14 protein-coding genes are annotated in these 18,263 nt (G+C 62.3%); 9 read left to right on the plus strand and 5 right to left on the minus strand.

Features of this window, described 5'->3' with window-relative positions:
• Positions 1 to 15: 15 nt before the first annotated feature.
• Together ABI796_RS04290 and ABI796_RS04295 are read right to left on the minus strand one after the other, a co-directional pair.
• Complete coding sequence (locus tag ABI796_RS04290) at positions 16 to 1,038, minus strand: LacI family DNA-binding transcriptional regulator (RefSeq protein WP_141285796.1); 1,023 nt, start codon at positions 1,036 to 1,038, stop codon at positions 16 to 18.
• Between the two features lie 19 nt (positions 1,039 to 1,057).
• A complete protein-coding gene (locus ABI796_RS04295; RefSeq protein WP_246095877.1) occupies positions 1,058 to 2,800 on the minus strand; it encodes a glycoside hydrolase family 13 protein in 1,743 nt (580 codons plus the stop codon).
• A 208-nt stretch (positions 2,801 to 3,008) separates the two neighbouring features.
• Here ABI796_RS04295 and ABI796_RS04300 point away from each other — a divergent pair, with 208 nt between their 5' ends.
• The 9 genes from ABI796_RS04300 to ABI796_RS04340 all read left to right on the plus strand — a co-directional run bounded on the left by ABI796_RS04300 (position 3,009) and on the right by ABI796_RS04340 (position 13,921).
• Positions 3,009 to 4,307, plus strand: coding sequence for a maltose ABC transporter substrate-binding protein (locus ABI796_RS04300; RefSeq protein WP_141285792.1), 1,299 nt, complete (start codon positions 3,009 to 3,011; stop codon positions 4,305 to 4,307).
• A 97-nt stretch (positions 4,308 to 4,404) separates the two neighbouring features.
• Positions 4,405 to 6,060 carry an ABC transporter permease subunit gene (locus ABI796_RS04305; RefSeq protein WP_373092334.1) on the plus strand — a complete coding sequence of 552 codons (1,656 nt, stop codon included), beginning with the start codon at positions 4,405 to 4,407 and terminating at the stop codon, positions 6,058 to 6,060.
• The gene (locus tag ABI796_RS04310) at positions 6,060 to 6,992 is read left to right on the plus strand and encodes a sugar ABC transporter permease (RefSeq protein ID WP_141285788.1); all 933 of its coding nucleotides are present in this window, start codon (positions 6,060 to 6,062) and stop codon (positions 6,990 to 6,992) included. The genes ABI796_RS04305 and ABI796_RS04310 overlap by 1 nt, the downstream gene beginning before the upstream one ends.
• A 2-nt stretch (positions 6,993 to 6,994) precedes the next feature.
• Complete coding sequence (locus tag ABI796_RS04315; protein WP_141285786.1) at positions 6,995 to 8,953, plus strand: glycoside hydrolase family 13 protein; 1,959 nt, start codon at positions 6,995 to 6,997, stop codon at positions 8,951 to 8,953.
• A gap of 69 nt (positions 8,954 to 9,022) precedes the next feature.
• On the plus strand, positions 9,023 to 10,486 hold the full coding sequence (locus ABI796_RS04320) for an FAD-binding oxidoreductase (protein WP_141285784.1): 1,464 nt from the start codon (positions 9,023 to 9,025) through the stop codon (positions 10,484 to 10,486).
• A gap of 350 nt (positions 10,487 to 10,836) precedes the next feature.
• The gene (locus tag ABI796_RS04325; RefSeq protein ID WP_141285782.1) at positions 10,837 to 12,126 is read left to right on the plus strand and encodes an MFS transporter; all 1,290 of its coding nucleotides are present in this window, start codon (positions 10,837 to 10,839) and stop codon (positions 12,124 to 12,126) included.
• A 107-nt stretch (positions 12,127 to 12,233) separates the two neighbouring features.
• Positions 12,234 to 12,542, plus strand: a complete 309-nt coding sequence (locus ABI796_RS04330; protein WP_218028024.1) for a DUF4190 domain-containing protein — start codon at positions 12,234 to 12,236, stop codon at positions 12,540 to 12,542.
• A 102-nt stretch (positions 12,543 to 12,644) separates the two neighbouring features.
• A complete protein-coding gene (locus ABI796_RS04335) occupies positions 12,645 to 13,136 on the plus strand; it encodes a pyridoxamine 5'-phosphate oxidase family protein (protein WP_141285780.1) in 492 nt (163 codons plus the stop codon).
• Between the two features lie 113 nt (positions 13,137 to 13,249).
• Positions 13,250 to 13,921 (plus strand): GntR family transcriptional regulator, encoded by a 672-nt coding sequence (locus ABI796_RS04340; RefSeq protein ID WP_246095876.1) that lies wholly within the window; start codon positions 13,250 to 13,252, stop codon positions 13,919 to 13,921.
• Between the two features lie 62 nt (positions 13,922 to 13,983).
• Here the strand turns inward: ABI796_RS04340 and ABI796_RS04345 are convergent, their stop codons facing one another.
• From ABI796_RS04345 to ABI796_RS04355, 3 genes are all read right to left on the minus strand, one after another.
• Entirely contained in the window at positions 13,984 to 15,399 is a 1,416-nt protein-coding gene (locus tag ABI796_RS04345) for a DUF4032 domain-containing protein (RefSeq protein WP_141285776.1), read from the minus strand.
• Positions 15,396 to 16,976 (minus strand): beta-N-acetylhexosaminidase, encoded by a 1,581-nt coding sequence (locus tag ABI796_RS04350; protein ID WP_141285774.1) that lies wholly within the window; start codon positions 16,974 to 16,976, stop codon positions 15,396 to 15,398. Before ABI796_RS04350 ends, ABI796_RS04345 begins: the two co-directional genes overlap by 4 nt.
• Positions 16,977 to 17,083: 107 nt before the next feature.
• Positions 17,084 to 18,166 carry an ABC transporter ATP-binding protein gene (locus ABI796_RS04355; RefSeq protein WP_141285772.1) on the minus strand — a complete coding sequence of 361 codons (1,083 nt, stop codon included), beginning with the start codon at positions 18,164 to 18,166 and terminating at the stop codon, positions 17,084 to 17,086.
• Positions 18,167 to 18,263: the final 97 nt, after the last annotated feature.

Genomic DNA, 18,263 nt, shown 5'->3' on the forward strand with positions numbered 1-18,263 from the left:
AGGAACCGGTAAGGCTCAGGAGCCGCTGGCCTTGGGTACGGCTGTGCTTGTCCGGACCACCAGTTTGGTGGGGTGCCGGGTATCGGCCGGTTCCAGGACCAGCCCGTTGTTGATCGCGCCGAGCAGTGTCCGGACAGCCAACGCCCCCTGTCCCTTGGCGTCCTGATCGATGGTGGTGAGGCCGAGGACTTTGCCGAGGTCGTGGCCGTCGATGCCCATCACCGAGAGGTCCTCAGGGATGCGCAGGCCAAAATCCCTGGCCGCAAGTATGGTGCCGATCGCCATTTCGTCTGACGCCGCGAAAACTGCGGTGGGCCTTTCGGGTGCGCTGGCCAGCAGCTGGCGGGCGGCAGCGTAAGCGCCTTCTATGGTGAAGTCCGCAGAAACGATCCATTCGGGCCTGACCGGGCAACCGGCGTCGTCCATTGCTTTTTCAAAACCGCTGCGGCGGGTTCCGGGCAGGCGGAAGTCCTGGTCATAGGCTTCGAGCCCAGTGATGTGGGCGATCTTGGTGTGTCCCAAACCGAGCAGGTGGTTGGTGGCTTTGAGCGCGATTCCGGAGTCGTCAATCCTGATGGTGGATGCTCCGGGCAAGGGGCCGCCGATCCCCACAATGGGCCGATGCACTGCGTGAAGCTGCTGGATCTCGTCCTCGCTGAGCTCGAGCGATACAGCAATGACCGCGTCCACCCGTTTGCGCAGCAGGAAATCGTTGAAGACGCTTTTTCGGTGCTCGGGGTTTTCTCCGATGTTGTACAGGGTGAGGTCGTAGCCGGCTTCAAGCAGCGCCGCGGAGGCTCCCTCGATCACCGCTGAGAAGAACCAGCGGTGGACCGAGGGAACCACCAATCCAACATTGTGCGTGCGCCCGGAGGCCAGGCTGGATGCATGGTAGGACAGGACGAATCCCAGCTCGGCGGCGGCGGAGCGGGCACGTTCCCGGCTGGCGGGGGAGACGTTTCCCTTGCCGCTCAGGGCCCGCGAGACCGTGGCAACGGACAGCCCAGCCCGCTCGGCGACGTCCTTGATGCCGGTCATGCTGCTCCTTGGTGGAAAGTTAGCTGGCAGTGAGCCAGATTGTCTCCCCTGAGCCTAGTAGATCAACGCCCGGAAAATCTGCGCTGTTCGCTCCTGTGCTCCGCAGGATGGTCTGTCCTGCCGGCAGCGGCATGGCCTCCTCCCCAACGTTCATGATCACCAGGGCGTTGCCGTTGAGGTAGGCCAGCGAGGTGTCGCTGCAGTAGTCCTCCACCCAGGCGAGGGAACCCTCGCCAAGGCGATGTGTAGCGCGGAGGGCGAGCATGTGGCGGTAGAGGTTAAGGTGCGACGCCGGATCTGCCTCCTGCTTGTCCCTCGCCAGCGCGGGCCAGGACTCCGGTTGGGGCAGCCAGGGATCCTGGCCGTTGCCGAATCCGGAGTGCGGCTCGGAGGAACGCCAAGGCAGCGGCACACGGCAGCCATCGCGGCCGATGCGCGCTCCGCCGGTCCTGGCGAACGTGGGGTCCTGGCGCATGTTTCCCGGGATGCTGAAGGAGTCGGGGAGGCCCAGTTCTTCGCCTTGGTAGATGTAGGCGCCGCCAGGCAGGCCCAGCATGAACATGGTGGCTGAGGCAGCCCGTCGTCGTCCGAGTTCCTCGTTGGGCTGGACGTCGTCAGGGCCGATTCCGTCGCCGTCCCGGGGTCCTGGTCCGTCGTAGCCGAAGCGGGAGACGTGCCGGACGACGTCGTGGTTGGACAGCACCCAGGTGCTCGGGGCACCCACGGCATCCAAGGAGACCAAGGAGTCAGTGATGATGTGGCGGAGGCGGTTTACGTCCAGTCCTGCGTGCAGGTAGGGGAAGTTGAAGGCCTGGTGCATTTCATCGGGCCGCACCCACTGTGCCAGGCGGGGAAGCGGGTCCACGTTGGCTTCTGCGCACAGGATGCGGTCTGGTCCGTACTCTTCCAGGATGGAACGCCAGCGGCGATAGATATCGTGCAGGGCAGGCTGGCCAAACATGGGTGCGTCGTGGCCCGGGAAGCCATCGGTGCTGTTGCCGTCTGCCCGGCCACCCCAGTTGGGCAGTCCTGTGGCTTTGACCAGGGCGTGGGCCACGTCCACGCGGAAACCGGAGATTCCGCGGTCCAGCCAGAAGCGGAGCACGCGTTCAAACTCGGCGTGGACGGCGGGGTTGTCCCAGTTGAAGTCCGGCTGCGAGGAGTCGAAGAGATGCAGGAACCACTGACCGGCTTGCCCGTTCGGCTCCGTGATGCGTGTCCAAGCAGGGCCGCCGAAGTGTGATTGCCAGTTGTTGGGAGGCTCATTGCCATCCGGACCTTGTCCGTCCCTGAAGATGAACATGTCCCGCTCCGCGCTGCCGGCCCCGGCAGCAAGGGCTGCCTGGAAAGCTACGTGCTGATCCGAGCAGTGGTTGGGGACAAGGTCAGCGATGACGCGCAGGTTGAGTCTGTTGGCCTCGGCAATGAGGGCATCGAAGTCGGTCAGGGTGCCGAAGAGGGGATCGACGTCGCAGTAATCACTGACGTCATATCCTGCATCGCGCTGGGGCGAGCGGTAGAAGGGCGACAACCATACGGCGTCCACGCCCAGCCCGGCCAGGTGGGTGAGCTCGGCAGTGATTCCCGCCAAGTCTCCTACACCGTCACCGTTGAGGTCGCGGAAAGAGCGCGGGTAGATCTGGTAGATCACAGCGGAACGCCACCAGCCGTGCGCCATGGAGGCGTCGTGGACCGGGGTCAGCTGCGTGAAAGCTGCAGTGGGCTCGTGGGTCGCAACCGAGAGCAAGGAATCAACGGACATGGAGACATCGTAGAAGAGTTTTCCTCCGATTGTAAACGTTTCCAGTCCTAAGGCTGCTGTCTTTGCCGTGCAATCGAAGCTTGGGCTTTCCAAATACTCATTCGGCACGGTAGTGTGTGGAAGCGCTTGCAGTTGTGAGCCATGTCACCGGCGATGCGAAGGTCCAGAGTCCTAGCCGTCGAAGCAGAAAAGAACGAAAGGGACACCAATGAAGGTGCACAATACCCTCGCGACTCAGACCACCCGGCGTGTTTTCGCCACTGGTGCGATTTCCGTAGCAGCAGCCTTGGCGCTGAGTGCCTGCGGTGGAAGCGCATCCACTGCCCCCGCTTCGGCAGAGGCAAAACCGGACCTCAAAGCTGCGGGAGCCGGTGTGATCACCATGTGGGTTGACGCTGAACGCTCCCCGGCGCTGAAGGACATCACCGAGAAATTCAAGTCAGATGCCGGCATTGAAGTGAAGCTGGTTGTCAAAGACTTCGCGGCTGTCCGTGACGACTTCATTACCCAAGTACCCACCGGTCAGGGCCCGGACTTGATTGTTGGACCTCACGACTGGATTGGAAAGTTTGTCCAGAACGGTGTGATCGCGCCGATCGAGCTGGGCGACAAAGCCGGACAGTTCCAGGACTCCTCCATCAAAGCCATGACCTACAACGGTGCTGTCTACGGTGTTCCGTACGCGATCGAAAACATTGCCCTGCTCCGCAACACCAGCATCGTGGAGAACAAAGCTGCCACGTTCGATGAAGTGGTGGCCAACGGAAAGAAGGCTGTTGCAGAGGGCAAAGCCACGTTCCCGTTCCTGGTAGGTATGGACCCGAAACAGGCCGATCCCTATCACCTCTACCCGCTGCAGGCCTCCATGGGTTCGCAGGTGTTCGGCAAGAACGCCGACGGCGGTTACGACGCCAAGCAGCTCCTGATCGGTGACGCGGCCGGCGTCGAATTCGCCAGGAAACTGGCCGCCTGGGGTGACGCCGGTGAGAAGATCATCAACTCCAACATCACCGGGGACATTGCCAAGGAGAAGTTCCTGGCCGGCGAATCTCCGTATTTCCTGACGGGTCCGTGGAACGTCCCGGACGTTCAGAAGAAGGGCATCAAGTTTGCCGTCGATGAGCTGCCCACCACCGGCAGCCAGCCCGCCCAGCCGTTCATCGGCGTCAACGGCTTCTTCATCAGCGCCAAGAGCGCCAATGCTTTGGCCACCAACGAGTTCGTCACCAACTACCTCACCTCAGAGTCGGCACAGGACTCCATGTACGCCGCAGGCGGACGTCCCCCGGCACTGAAGGCTTCGTTCACTAAAGCAGCCAGCGATCCCGTAGTGGAGGCGTTCGGCAAGATCGGTTCCACCGGCGTACCCATGCCTGCAGTTCCGGAGATGAGCGCGGTATGGGCTGACTGGGGAGCCACCGAGCTGGCCATCATCAAGGGTCAGGGTGATCCGGCTGAAGCCTGGACCAAGATGGCCGACAGCATCAAGTCCAAGATCGGCGGCTAGTACCGCAACCGGATAACTCCACCGGTCTGCCAGGGCCGGGCGGCACACCCACCGTCCGGCCCTGCGTGCCGTCAACCGCTCCACCCAAGGATCCACAATGCCAAAACCAGAACTCCGTGAACTGCCAACCACCCCAGCCCCCGCAGGCCCGGCCCGGCCGGACATCAACGGCAGCAGCGCGGGTCAATCCGTACGCCCAAAGAAACCCACCCGCCATCCGGATTCCCTCAAAGGCACCATTGCCAAAGTTGTCCTGCTGGGACTGGTGGACGCATTCGCGGTGTACGTCCTGATGATGCTGTTCCTCAGCCAGTCGTGGGCTGCGCTGGCAGTGTCCTCGCTGGTGGTTCTGGCGATTAACTGGATCTACCTCCGCAAAGGTGGGCTACCGGCCAAGTACCTGGCTCCCGGGGTGCTGTTCCTCCTGGTGTTCCAAGTCCTGGTGGTGGTGTTCAGCGGTTACATAGCCTTCACCAACTACGGCGACGGCCATAACAGCACCAAAGATGATGCCATTTCGGCCATCCAACTCACAGCCCAAAAGCGCGTACCGGACTCACCTGCCTACAAGGCTTCCGTCCTGACCAAAGGCAACGATTACTACCTGCTCTTTACCGATCCCTCAGGGAAAGCCCAAATAGGCAGCACGGAACAGCCGCTCACAGAAGCTCCGGACGCCGGCAAGGATTCAACAGGCAAAGCCACCACCCTGCCGGGCTACCAGACGCTGAAGTTCCAGGAGATTGTGGCCAGCCAGCAGGAGATCCTGAAAATCACGGTGCCGGTTTCGGACAATCCCGCCGATGGAACGTTGCGCACAGCGGACGGCAGTACCGCGTACCAGTTCAAGCCGGCACTGAACTACGACGCCGCCACGGACACCTTCACGGACACCGAAACGGGCCGGGAATACCGCGATAACGGAAAGGGCGCCTTCGCAGATGCAAACGGCGAAACCCTGGCCACCGGCTGGAAGATCGATGTTGGCATGGACAACTTCGTCCGGGCCTTCACAGATCCCAGCCTGCGCGGACCCCTCCTGGGCGTGATCCTCTGGACGTTCACCTTCTCCATTGCCTCCGTTGCCCTGACGTTTGTGATGGGTCTTTTCCTGGCCACAACGTTCAACCGCGAGGACCTCCGCGGTAAGAAGGTTTACAGGATTCTCATGATCCTGCCGTACTCATTCCCCGCGTTCCTGTCCGGCCTGGTGTGGTCCGGCATACTGAATCCCGAGTTCGGCTGGCTCAACCAAACATTGCTGGGCGGCGCGAACATCGGCTGGCTCACGGACCCGGTCCTGGCCAAGATCAGCGTGCTGGTGGTCAACGTTTGGTTGGGTTTCCCGTACATGTTCCTGGTGTGCACCGGTGCGCTGCAATCGTTGCCCTCAGAGATTGACGAGGCAGCCCGCATGGATGGAGCTTCTGCCTGGCGGGTGTTCCGCTCCATTAAGCTGCCACTTCTGTTGGTCTCCGTAGCGCCGTTGCTCATCTCATCCTTCGCCTTCAACTTCAACAACTTCAACGTGATCTACATGCTCACCGGCGGTGGCCCGCGCTTTGCGGACACTGACCGGGACATCGGATCCACGGACATCCTGATCACGCTGGTTTACAAGGTGGCGTTCGGCCAGGGAACGGGACGCGACTACGGCCTGGCCAGCGCTCTGGCCATCATCATCTTCATTATTGTGGCCACCATTTCGGCCATCAGCTTCAAGCAGACCAAAGCACTCGAGGACGTGAACTGATGAGCGTACGCACCATCGCCGCCACTAAGGAAACAACGCTCGACGCCGGCGCCCGGCCCCTGCAGGCAAAACGACGTCCTTTCGGGGCTTGGTTCAAGGACAAAGGCTGGCGGCACGTGGTTGGGGTTCTCACCACCATCTTTGCCGTGTTCCCGCTGCTCTACGTGTTGTCCGCCGCCCTGGATTCCAACGGCACCCTGGTGGGTTCCAACGGACTGTTCACCAGATTCGATACCGGCAACTTCGTGGCTCTGTTCAGCGACCCCACCCGTCCTTTTGCCCGCTGGTTCCTCAACACCCTGGTGGTGGGAACAGTGACATCGGCCGCCACCGTATTCCTGGGGGCCATGGCCGCTTACGCTTTCTCCCGCATGCGCTTCAAGGGGCGCCGCATGGGACTCTTGACCCTGCTCCTGCTGCAGATGTTCCCGCAACTGCTGGCCGTCGTCGCCATCTTCCTGCTCTTGAGCGGCATCTCCCAAGTGATCCCGGCCTTGGGGCTGGGCAGCCAGCTGGGCCTGATCATGGTCTACCTTGGCGGTGCGCTGGGTGTGAACACCTACCTGATGTACGGGTTCTTCAACACGGTCCCGCAGTCATTGGATGAAGCAGCCAAGATTGACGGCGCCAGTCATGTGCAGATCTTCTTTGGCATCATCCTGCGCCTGGTCACCCCCATCCTTGCCGTGGTGGGCCTGCTTGCCTTCATTGGCATCTCCAGCGAATTCGTGATCGCCAGCGTGGTGCTGACCGATCCGGACAGCCAGACGCTCGCCGTCGGCCTTTACTCCTATGTGGCGCAGCAGCGCTCCGAGAACTGGGGCGTTTTCGCCGCAGGTGCCGTGATCGCCGCGATCCCTGTCATGGCACTGTTCCTCTTCCTGCAGAAGTACATTGTCAGCGGCCTGACCGCGGGCTCAGTGAAAGGCTGACCATGACAACCGCCCTCCCTCACCATGACGGCTCCGGACTCCATGCTCCCCACACCGCCACCCTTGGCGACACCGTTCGCCTCAGGGTGCGTATCCCGCAGGGGTGGGGCCCGGCGTCTAAGGTGTGGGTCCGTTCAGTCCAGGACGGTGAGCCCCGCTATGACGCCGCGATTCGCCGCGGCTCCGCCGGCGGGTGGGAATGGTGGGAAGCAGCCATGCTCGTGGCGAATCCCGTGGCCAAGTACCGCTTCCTGCTGGAAGAACCACAAACGCACGACGACGGCGCTGCCGCCACCGTAGCAAGCGGAAGTACGGTTGGGCGACGCTACTGGAACCTCAACGCCCAAGGGCTGTTCAACAGGGACGTTTCAGACTCGGCTGACTTCAGGCTCACGGCGTTTGCTCCGGGACCGGAGTGGCTGCGCAAGGGCACCATGTACCAGGTGTTCCCGGACCGCTTCGCCCGATCCGCGCAGGCGGATGACCATCCCACACCAGATTGGGCCATCTCATGTTCCTGGGAAGAACCAGTAGCAGGAACGGGCCGGGAAGCCTCCACCCAGTTCTACGGTGGAGACCTGCCAGGGATCACGGACAAACTCCCTCACCTGGAGGAATTGGGCGTGACCATCCTCTACCTGACGCCGTTCTTCCCCGCCCGCTCCAACCACCGTTATGACGCTTCCACCTTCGATTCGGTGGACCCGCTCCTGGGCGGCGACCAAGCCCTGGTGGATCTTGTTGAAGCCGCACACGCGCGGGGGATCAAAGTGATGGGAGACCTCACCGCCAACCATTCCGGGGACGCGCACGAATGGTTCGTCAAAGCGCTCGCGGACCCGGGCTCGGAGGAAGCCGGTTACTACTATTTCAGCCCGGACCATTCCAGCTACGAATCGTGGTGGGGTGTACCGTCCCTGCCTAAGTTCAACTGGTCCTCGGCAGCCCTCCGCCGGCGCTTCATCACCGATGACGACTCCGTGGTGGCCCGCTGGCTGAAGCCGCCCTTCAACCTGGACGGGTGGAGGATCGACGTCGGCAACATGACCGGGCGCCTGGGCGCAGTGGACCTCAACCACGAGGTAGCGCGGCTCATCGCTGCCAGGGTGCGGGAAATCAACCCGAACGCGGCTTTGCTCGCCGAGTCCACGTCCGACGCCGCTCCCGACTTCACGGGCGAGCATTGGCACGGTGCCATGAGCTACTCCAACCTGACCCGCCCGTTGTGGTCCTGGCTTGCCAAAGATGCACCGAACGTGAACTTTTTCGGCTCACCACAAGCCGGGCCAAACAGAATCCCCGCTGAAGACTTCCTCGCCACCCATCAGGACCTTGCCGCCGGATTTAGCTGGGGTGTGCTGCAAAACAACATGAACGCCCTCAACACGCATGACACCGCGCGGGCGGCAACCGTCATGATCGACGGCGGCCCGGAAGTGGGCGCTGTGCTCACCTTCTGCCTGCCGGGCGTTCCTGTCATGTTCGCGGGCGACGAGTTCGGACTCGAAGGGTTCAACGGCGAGGACTCCAGGACACCCATGCCATGGTCCGGCTCCAGACGTGAGCACAAGGACCTGCGATCACTCTACGCACGGCTTGCACAGCTGCGCCGGGAATTGCCGGGCCTGACCAATGGCGGGGTTCGTTGGATTCATGCCGAAGGCCACTGCTTGGTCTTTGTCCGGGAAACCCCCGAATCATCGGTCCTGGTGTTCGTTGCCCGGGATACCGCCTCTGTAGTGCTGGACCGGTCCGTTCTCAGCAAAGCCCAGCTCGGGGCGCTGCTGGACTCGCCACTGCACCAATCCGGAACCGTGACGTCGGCACCCTCCGGGGCGGACGGCGTCGTTTCTCTGCGCTCTGAAGGAGTGTCCGCCGGAATCTGGGCGATTCCCGGAACCGCGATTCCCCCTCACCAAAGGAGTTCTGCCGCCGTGCCGGCCACCTGCGACGCTGACTAGACTGGCACTGAAAAGACTGCGAAGACTGCCGGTTTGGCGTGTCCGCAGAGCTCATGTGGAGGGAAAGTCTTGTCGGACGAAACGGCCGTTGCCGGAACATCAGAGGAAAGCATCAAGGCCCGGGCCGTGGACGCCGGGGAAACCGCGCAACCCACCGCAGCACAACATGCTTTTCTGCGGGATCTCCAGGCCGGACTGGGCACCGGGCAAACAGCGGTCGATCAAGAAAACCTCACCGTTTACTCCGCCGATCAAGGCCCCATCCTTGAGAGGAAACTGCCGCTCGCTGTTGTCTGGGCGGAATCTGTGGAAGACGTCCAACACGTTGTCCGGGTTTGTGCCGCGCACCAAGTGCCCATTGTTCCGCGGGGTGCCGGCACAGGTGTTTCCGGCGGCGCACACGCCACCCAAGGCTGCATCATCCTGAGCCTTGAACGGATGACCCGCATCCTGGACCTCAACCCGGACGACGAGACCGCCGTCGTCGAGCCCGGCGTCATCAACGCCGATCTGAACGCCGCCGCTGCAGAGCACGGCCTCATGTATGCGCCTGACCCCGCAAGCTACAAGATGTCCACAATCGGCGGTAACGTGGCCACCAACGCCGGGGGACTGCGGTGCGCCAAATACGGCGTGACCCGCGACTCCGTACTGGCACTGGACGTGGTGATGGCCGACGGATCACTGATGCACACGGGCCACCAAACCTTCAAAGGCGTGGCAGGCTACGACCTCACTGCGCTCCTGGTGGGCTCAGAAGGAACACTGGGGATAGTGGTGGGTGTAACAGTCCGGCTCAAGTACCTGCCCCGCGAGGTTCACACCATCGCCGCGTTCTACCAGGACTTCCGCAGCGCCGCCGCAGGAGTGCTCGCCGTGGGCAAGGCCCGGGTCCAGCCCGCCATCATGGAACTCCTGGACAACGGCACCCTGGTGCAACTCGACGAACTCCACGGCGGCGACCTCCAACAGCGCGGCAAGTCCCTGTTGCTCATCCAGACAGACGGTTTTGGAGCCGCTGCCGAGGCCGACGTCGTACGGCAGGTCCTCGCCGACGGCGGCGCCACCGTAACCACCGAAGCCAGCGCTGAAGCCGAGATGCTGGTGGAAATGCGACGCAACAGCCGCGGCGTGGAAGTTGACGACGAATTCCGTGTGGGCGAAGACATCGCCGTCCCGCGCTCGCGGTTGGTGGATTTCGTGGCCGAGCTCGAAGCCATGGCCAACAGATTCCAGGTGCGCCTCAAAGTGGTGGCCCACGCCGGTGACGGCAACCTGCACCCCACTTTCTGGATGGACCGCGTGGACCCCACCACCGACGCCCACGCCTTGCAGCGACTCAACGCTGCCTTGGACGAATCCATCCGGGTAGGCCTGGACATGGGCGGCACCATTACAGGCGAACACGGTGTTGGCCAGTACAAGCTGCGCTGGCTCGGCCTGGAACAGCCCCAACCCGTGCGGGAACTGCAGCGTCGGATCAAGGAGCTTTTCGATCCCCAGGGAATCCTGAACCCGGGCAAGGCCATCTAAGGCTGGCTCTTCGTGGGGCGGCCCACGGGGCCGCAACGCTCGGCCCGCTCGGTGGTACCTCCCTTAGACGCCACGCTCTATCACTTCCCGGGCGCTTTCTCCTGTCGCTCTCTCACGTCCCGGGTGCTTTCTCCTGTCGCTCTCTCACGTCCCATGTGCTCGGGCGCGACGCTCTCTCACTTCCCGGGGTGCTTGGGTGCGACGTTCTATCACTAGCGTCCTCTTGGTATTCCAAAGAGTTGTCACACCCAGACCTAGTCACATCTGTGTTGCTTATTCGGTGGCATTTACTTTCTACCACGCTCCTTCTAGCCTTACTTGGTATACCAAAATTGACGAGGGGGATTGACATGCGCGAGAAGCGGCAGACTGGTGTGGGACCGAGTCCGAGGCTGATGGCGGGGCTGGTGCTGCTTGCGCTCTTCATGGTTTCCATTAATCTTCGGCCTGCCATCACAACCATTGCCGGGGTAATGAGTCAGCTGCCGGGGCTATTTGGCCTTGATCCAGCTCTGCTCCCACTGCTGGGAACTCTGCCTGTGTTGGCCTTCGGCCTTTCGGGTCCGATCGGGCCTTGGCTGGCCCGGAGACTGGGCACTGGGCGGGCAGTGGCTGCTGCGTTGCTGGTTCTCGCTGCAGCCCTTATTGTCCGGGCTACTGTGCCCGCGCTTCTGTTGCCCGGAACGTTCTTGGCCGGTATGGCGATCATGACGGCAAGTGTCCTGGTGCCACAGATCGTCAAGGCAAACCGCGGCACGGGCTGGTGGACGGGGCTATGCACCATGGGCTTCGGGCTCGGAGCGGCGCTTGGGGCCGGGCTGGTCCAACCACTTGCTGCGGCTTTTGGCGGCAACCTTCAATCGGCACTTGCTGTGTGGGCGGTACCGGCGCTGCTGGGCGCCTTCCTGATTCACCGATCCAAAGGCAGCGCCCAGGGCGGCGTTCCTCAGGCACAAACGGGGGACGCGCCGTCGTCGGCTGTTGTACGGAAGCCTGCGCCTCTTCGGAAGCAGCGCACGGCGTGGGCGGTGACCGCATTCTTCGGGCTGCAAGCCATGCTGTACTTCGCAATCACGTCCTGGCTGGCGGTGTATCTGGTCTCCCGGGGACTGGAACCCGCCGATGCCGCTGCTCTGCTTGCGTGGTTCAGCCTGGCGGGCCTCCCGGCCAGTCTGCTGGCACCCGTACTGGCCAGCCGTCCCGCCATCCTGAGGATCATGGCTCCCGGGCTTGGCTTGTCCGTGGCGGCCGCACTGTTGGGAGTTTTGATGGCGCCGGTTGAATCACAGGTGTTCATGGTGGGCATTTTGGGAGTGGTGCAGAGCGCCGGATTTGGTCTGGCAATGGCGTTGGTGGTCATCCGATCCGACGGCCCGGAGTCCGCGGGCAGGCTCTCCGCCATGAGCCAAGGATTTGGCTTCGCTTTGGCGTCCCTCGGTCCGCTGGGCGCCGGAATGCTGCACGCTATGACAGGTGGCTGGGAGTTAACGTTTTGGGTGCTCGCCGCCGAAGCCGTAGTACTGGCCGGGGCAGGGTTCCTTGCCATTCGTGGCCCGCTCGTCAGCGTGGGCGCAGCAGGACAAACTGTACAGACTGAGCAAATAACCGCCCATGAGCCGAGAGCCACATTCGTCCCGTAGTGCTCCTCGTCCAACCCACCCTGTTGCTGCAACTGGGGAGGCTCAGCGGATGCTGGAGCCTCTGCTGCGCGGTTAGACTCATGTGACGCTTACGAAATGGGGAAACAGTGAGTGTGTCATCTACCAAAGCACCGCCGACCACTGGCCGGATCAACCTGCTGGCCATGGCTGCCATTGCCCTGGGCGCTCTTGCCTTTGCCGGTATCTGGTTCTTTGGCCTGGGAATTCTTGCCACCTTTGCAGTGGGTGCCGGACACGTCTCCCTGAATCAGATCAGACGAAGGAACGAGAGGGGCCGCACTGTGGCCATACTGGCCCTCATCCTCGGCTATGGACTTGCTACCTGGGCGCTGCTCAACGTTCTGACCTACATTCCTGTTGCACTGGAGCAGATGGCAAACCAGCCACCGATGTAGCGGCCCCGGGATGCTTACGCGCAGATAAGTTCAGAGGCGACTTGTTGCGACGTTCGTTGGCGGGCCTGTTCGGGCAGCAACTCCGCGCGTATCCTCTGCGATATGACCAATTCAGCAGCACCAGGAACCAATCAGCCGGAAACGCCAGCAACCGAAATCCTTGAGACCAACGAGTGTTGGGAACTTCTCCGCGGCGTGTCAGTGGGCAGGTTGGCCGTGGTGGTGGACGAACACCCGGACATCTTCCCGGTCAATTACAAAGTTGACCACGGGACCATGGTGTTCCGGACTGGCGAAGGCACCAAACTCCATGCCGCCCTCGGCGATGCTCCGGTGGCGATTGAAGCCGACGGCGTCAACGCCGAAACCGGGGTGGCGTGGAGCGTGGTGGTCAAAGGCCAAGCGACGGCCGTGAAGCTCACCGAGGACGTCCTGGATACCATAGGACTCCTCTTGTTCCCTTGGGAGGCGGGCCAGAAGGATCAGTTCATCCGCATTACCCCGAGCAAGGTGACTGGGCGCCGCTTCAAAGTGACGCCACCGGTCACATGGTGGTCGCCCCTGGATGATGCTCCGACGGCGCGGAACGAGTGAGGCTAAGGCCATTCCGGACACTGTGAATTTCTTGTATACCAAAGTAGTGTAGGGGTCGCCACTCATAGGACTGGCGCGTCTGCATGAAGGGAAGTTTTTCATTGGCTGAGGCAATGCCGGAAACCGGAAACGGCCGCGACGAAGAGGCTCGTGCGGAGAACGTCTACCAACTGGTGTTGGAGGGCATTGTCACCGGGACCTACGCGCAAGGAATGCGGTTGCGGGAACGCGAACTTTCGGAGCTTTACAACGTCTCCCGTATTCCTGTGCGCGAGGCCATTCAGCGCCTGGAGCAGGATGGCTTTGTGGCAACGTTCCCCCGGCGCGGGGCAGTGGTGCGTCAACTGACCCTCACGGATGTCAACGAGCTCTTTGACGTTCGCCTCTGCCTGGAAACCTTTGCTGCACGCATGGCGGCCACCCGTGTGGCCGAAGGCAGCGACGGTGGACGGCTGGAAGTTCTCCTGGAGGCCTCCAGGGCAGCCATCGACGACGAACGGGCCGACGACGTAGCCCTGATCAGCGCCGAGCTGCACGCCGAAATAGTGCGCCTCTCCGGGAACAGGCTGCTCGTTGAATCCGTGAAACCCCTGTTTGGGCGGATGCGGTGGATCTTCGGATTGGCACACAACCGCAGTAATGAACTCCAGCGTGATGAACACACCGAACTCTGCAACGCAATCCTGAAGGGTAAGCCGGACCTGGCCTACTCCCTGGCGTACTCGCACATCGAGCTGGGCCGGGAACCCGTTCTGGCCGGGCTGGCCGAGACACTGGAACCGTGAGTTTTTGTACAGCTAACGCCCTTTAGAAGCCCTCTTAGGGGCGTTAGCTGTACAAAAACTCGCTAGTCGTCCGCGTCCGGGTACTCGTCCTCGTCGTCGTACCGGCCGGATTCCTCTACCTCAACTTCAAGGATCTTGAGCAGCTCCGTGTCAGGGTTCAGCATGATGGCGGCCTCGTCGCGGCGGTGCTGCAGCACCGTGTCCAGGTAAGACTGGACTGTCTCCGCCAAGGGCACATACCTGTCCTGCTTCTGGCTCATGTACCAGCGGTGCTCCAAAACCTCGTGCACCACTTCGGCCGGCTCCAGCTTCCCGGCCAGGTGCCGCGGAATGGAACGGACAATGGGTTCGAAAATCTGGCTGACCCAGATGTGGGCGCTGATTTCCTCGTCAAGGTCCGGGTTGTTGTCCGCACGGAATTGATCCATGTCGTTCAGGAGCCTGCGGGCCTGGTTCTCCTGGGCGTCCAATCCGGTCAGGCGCAGCAAACGGCGCTGGTGGTGTCCGGCGTCCACCACTTTGGGTTGGAGCTGGATGGTGGATCCGTCCGCGGTGGTCTTGATGGCGTACTCTTCAACATCGAAGCCGAGCTCGTTGAGACGGCGGATGCGGGCAGCCACGCGCCACCGCTCGCCGAGTTCGAAGGACTCCTTCTCCGTCAGCTCAGTCCAGAGCCGGCGGTAGCTGTCCATGATCAGCTCGCTGGTGGCTACAGGATCCACCTTCTCCTCGATCAGCCCGCCGTCCAACAGGTCCATCAGTTCACCAGCGATGTTCACTCGAGCGATTTCGAGATCGTATTCACGCTGGCCCATGGACAGATCCGGGTACAGCTCACCGGTTTCGGCATCCACAAGGTAGGCGGCAAAGGCGCCGGCATCACGGCGGAACAGTGTGTTGGACAGCGAAACATCGCCCCAGTAGAAACCTACGAGGTGCAGGCGAACCAGCAGCAGCGCCTGGGCATCAATCAAACGGGTCAGCGTGTCCTTGCGGAGCATCTGGGAGAACAGCGCGCGGTACGGCATGGAGAATTTCAGGTGCCGGGTGACCAGCACAGGGTTCAGGGGTCTGCCGTCCACAGTGGTCCTGCCGGTAATGACAGCCACCGGCTCCACGCAGGGAACGTCCAGCCGGGCCAGCTTCCGCAGCATGTGGTACTCATGGCGGGCAACGTGCTCAGAGGTTTCCTTGATGGCGATGACCGAGCCGCCCAAATGCGCGAAACGGACAATATGCCGGGAAATACCGCGGGGGAGCGCCGCCAGGTTTTCGGCCGGCCAATCTTCCAAGGCAATATGCCACGGCAGATCCAGAAGTTCAGGATCTGCGGCAGCAGCGGTGATGTTCAGCGATCCGATGACACTCGCCGGCGGCGCGGTGTCCTGCGCACTGGCCGCTTCAGTTCTGGGGAGCTTGCCGATCTGCCCGTAATCGGTGGGTTCGTCGTGCCACTGGGCTTCGTTTTGCTCGCTCATGCCTCAATTGTTCCGTACTTGGGAGATGAAGACGGCGCCGCGACCACAAACGGCCATGTAGATGCAGCGGACCACTCGACGTCGGGTGCTTCCTGGAAGGCGACGCCCTGCTTGGCGAGCCGCTCGCCCAAGGCGCCCAGCCGACGTCGGAAGTCACCTGCGTTGCGGACCTCCGGACCGGACCAGGCTACTTCCGCCAAGGAAACCGCCCTCGGGTAGAGGAGCCATTGGGCCTGCTGATTGTTGCGGACAGTTTCAGACCACAAGGGCCCCTCCACGCCGAGGATGTGGTGGTCCTGCAGACCGCCTTGCGCGGGATCCCAGTTGTAGTACTCGGACCATGTGAAGGGTCCGCCTTCCACCCATTCCAAGCCAACAGGGCTGTCCGATGAGTATTTTTGATCCAAATAGCTGTTGGCCGCCGGAGACATGACTACTTTGGCCGCGTTCTGTTCCGCCTGCTGGAGGGTGGGGGCGAAGTCGCCGTGCCAGTACTGAATGACGGCACCCTGCGGGAGTTCGACGGCGGCGTACTCGTTCCAGCCCACCACGGTCTTGCCCGTGTGGGCGCCAATCCGTACGAACTCCTGAACCATGGCGATGTAGTGCTCACGGGTGGTGACGTGGGCTTCGTCGCCACCGATGTGCAAGTACGGTCCCACGGTAATGGCCGCGAGCTGGCTGAGGACTTCGCGGACAAACTCGTACGTGGTGGGAAGGTCCGCGTTCAGCGTTGACCAGCCTACCTCTGCCGTGGTGCTCATGGGCTTCGCCTGGCCGTCGGGATTGAGTTGCGGAATGGCAGCGAGGGCGGCGTTCACGTGGCCCGGGAGGTCAATTTCCGGAACCACCAAGACGTTCTTCGTGGCGGCGTACGCCTGAATTTCCCGGAAATCCTGCTGGGTGTAGAAACCGGAATTGCCCCGGACAGGCACTGCCGTTGGAACCTCCACGGCTCCCTTCCCACCCAGGGCAGTGAGGTTGGCGTAATCCAGCCCCGACGGGTTCTCTACGGGCTCCAGGATCTCGATGCGCCACGCCTGGTCATCGGTCAGATGGAGGTGCAGGGCGTTGAACTTGAACTGCGTCATCACGTCAATCTGCTCCTTCACCTCGTCCACGGTGAAGAAGTTGCGGGCAACGTCCAGCATCAGGCCCCGGTACGCGAAGCGTGGAGCGTCCGCAATCTCGACGGCGGGAATCACCCAGGAGCCGTTGCCAGGTTCTGTGTCCTCAATAGTTGCGGGGAAAAGCTGGCGCAATGTCTGGACGCCGTTGAAGAGTCCGGCGGCCGTGGAGGCAGACAACATGACACCGGACCCGGTGACTGTGAGGGCGTAAGCCTCTGGGCCGCCGTCGAACGTTTCTTCCAGCTCCAAGGTGATGTCACCTGGGTGAGTTTCCTGGACTATGGGCAACTCGAATCCGGTGGCGCGGCGCAGCAGTGCCGCGAGCTGCCCGGCGACTGGCACGCCTGGGTCCGCGGCGATCCGGGCGGTGGATGCGAGCGTGTAAGCCGGGCCGTCCAGGAGTGCGACGTGGGAGGGGCGGGGGATCAGGTGATCTGTGGTGTTCATGCCGTTCTTTCGCCGGAGTTAGGTTAACGCGAGAGCGGCCCGACCGGGAGGGGTCGGGCCGCTATCAAAATGCGGAACGTACAGACGCAGTAGCGCCGGGGTGGGGATTAGTCGCCCAGGCGGAGGCCGGTCTTGGTGTCGAACAGGTGCACGTGGCCGGACTGCGGACGAACGAAGATGGACTCACCCTTCATCGGAGGGCGGCGGCCATCAACGCGCGCTACGATGTCGTGGCTCTTGCCATCAAGGATGGTGTGGCCGTAGACGTAAGCGTCGGCACCGAGTTCTTCAACCACGTCAACCTCAACCTGGAGGCCTTCGCCGTTGCCCACAGTCTCGAGGTCTTCCGGACGGGAGCCGACGGTGACGGTCTGGCCGTGAGCCTCTTCGAGGACATCGCGCGGCACGGGGTAAACCGTTCCACCGAACTGGACGCCGCCGTCGACGACCGGCAGTTCAAGCAGGTTCATGGCCGGGGAGCCAATGAATCCTGCAACGAAGACGTTCTTGGGCTTGTCGTAGAGGTTGCGCGGGGTGTCAACCTGCTGCAGGAGACCGTCCTTCAGGACAGCAACGCGGTCGCCCATGGTCATGGCCTCAACCTGGTCGTGCGTCACGTAAACGGTGGTGACGCCGAGGCGGCGGGTCAGGGATGCGATCTGCGTACGGGTCTGGACGCGGAGCTTGGCGTCAAGGTTGGAGAGCGGCTCATCCATGAGGAAGACCTGCGGGTTACGGACGATTGCGCGGCCCATGGCAACACGCTGGCGCTGGCCACCGGAGAGAGCCTTCGGCTTGCGGTCCAGGTACTGCTCCAGGTCAAGGAGCTTGGCGGCTTCGCGGACACGCTCGGCGCGCTCTTCCTTGGAGACGCCGGCGATCTTCAGTGCGAAGCCCATGTTGTCCGCAACGGTCATGTGCGGGTACAGGGCGTAGTTCTGGAAGACCATTGCGATATCGCGGTCCTTCGGCGGAACGTCAGTGACGTCGCGGTCGCCGATCAGGATACGGCCTGCGTTGACGTCCTCAAGGCCTGCGAGCATGCGCAGCGAGGTTGACTTACCGCAACCGGAGGGTCCAACGAGGACGAGGAATTCGCCATCGGCGATGTCGATGTTGAGTTTATCGACGGCGGGCTTATCTGTGCCCGGGTACAGACGCGTAGCGTTATCAAAAGTAACTGTAGCCACAGTTATCAATCCCTTCACCGGCAGGTACGTGCCGGACGATCCGTTGTGAATGGTTCATTTTCTTCAGTTGAACTCCCCGGCCAATGGCCGGGGAGGA

The organism is Paenarthrobacter aurescens, from assembly GCF_041549525.1.
GTDB classification, from domain to species: Bacteria; Actinomycetota; Actinomycetes; order Actinomycetales; family Micrococcaceae; genus Arthrobacter; species Arthrobacter aurescens.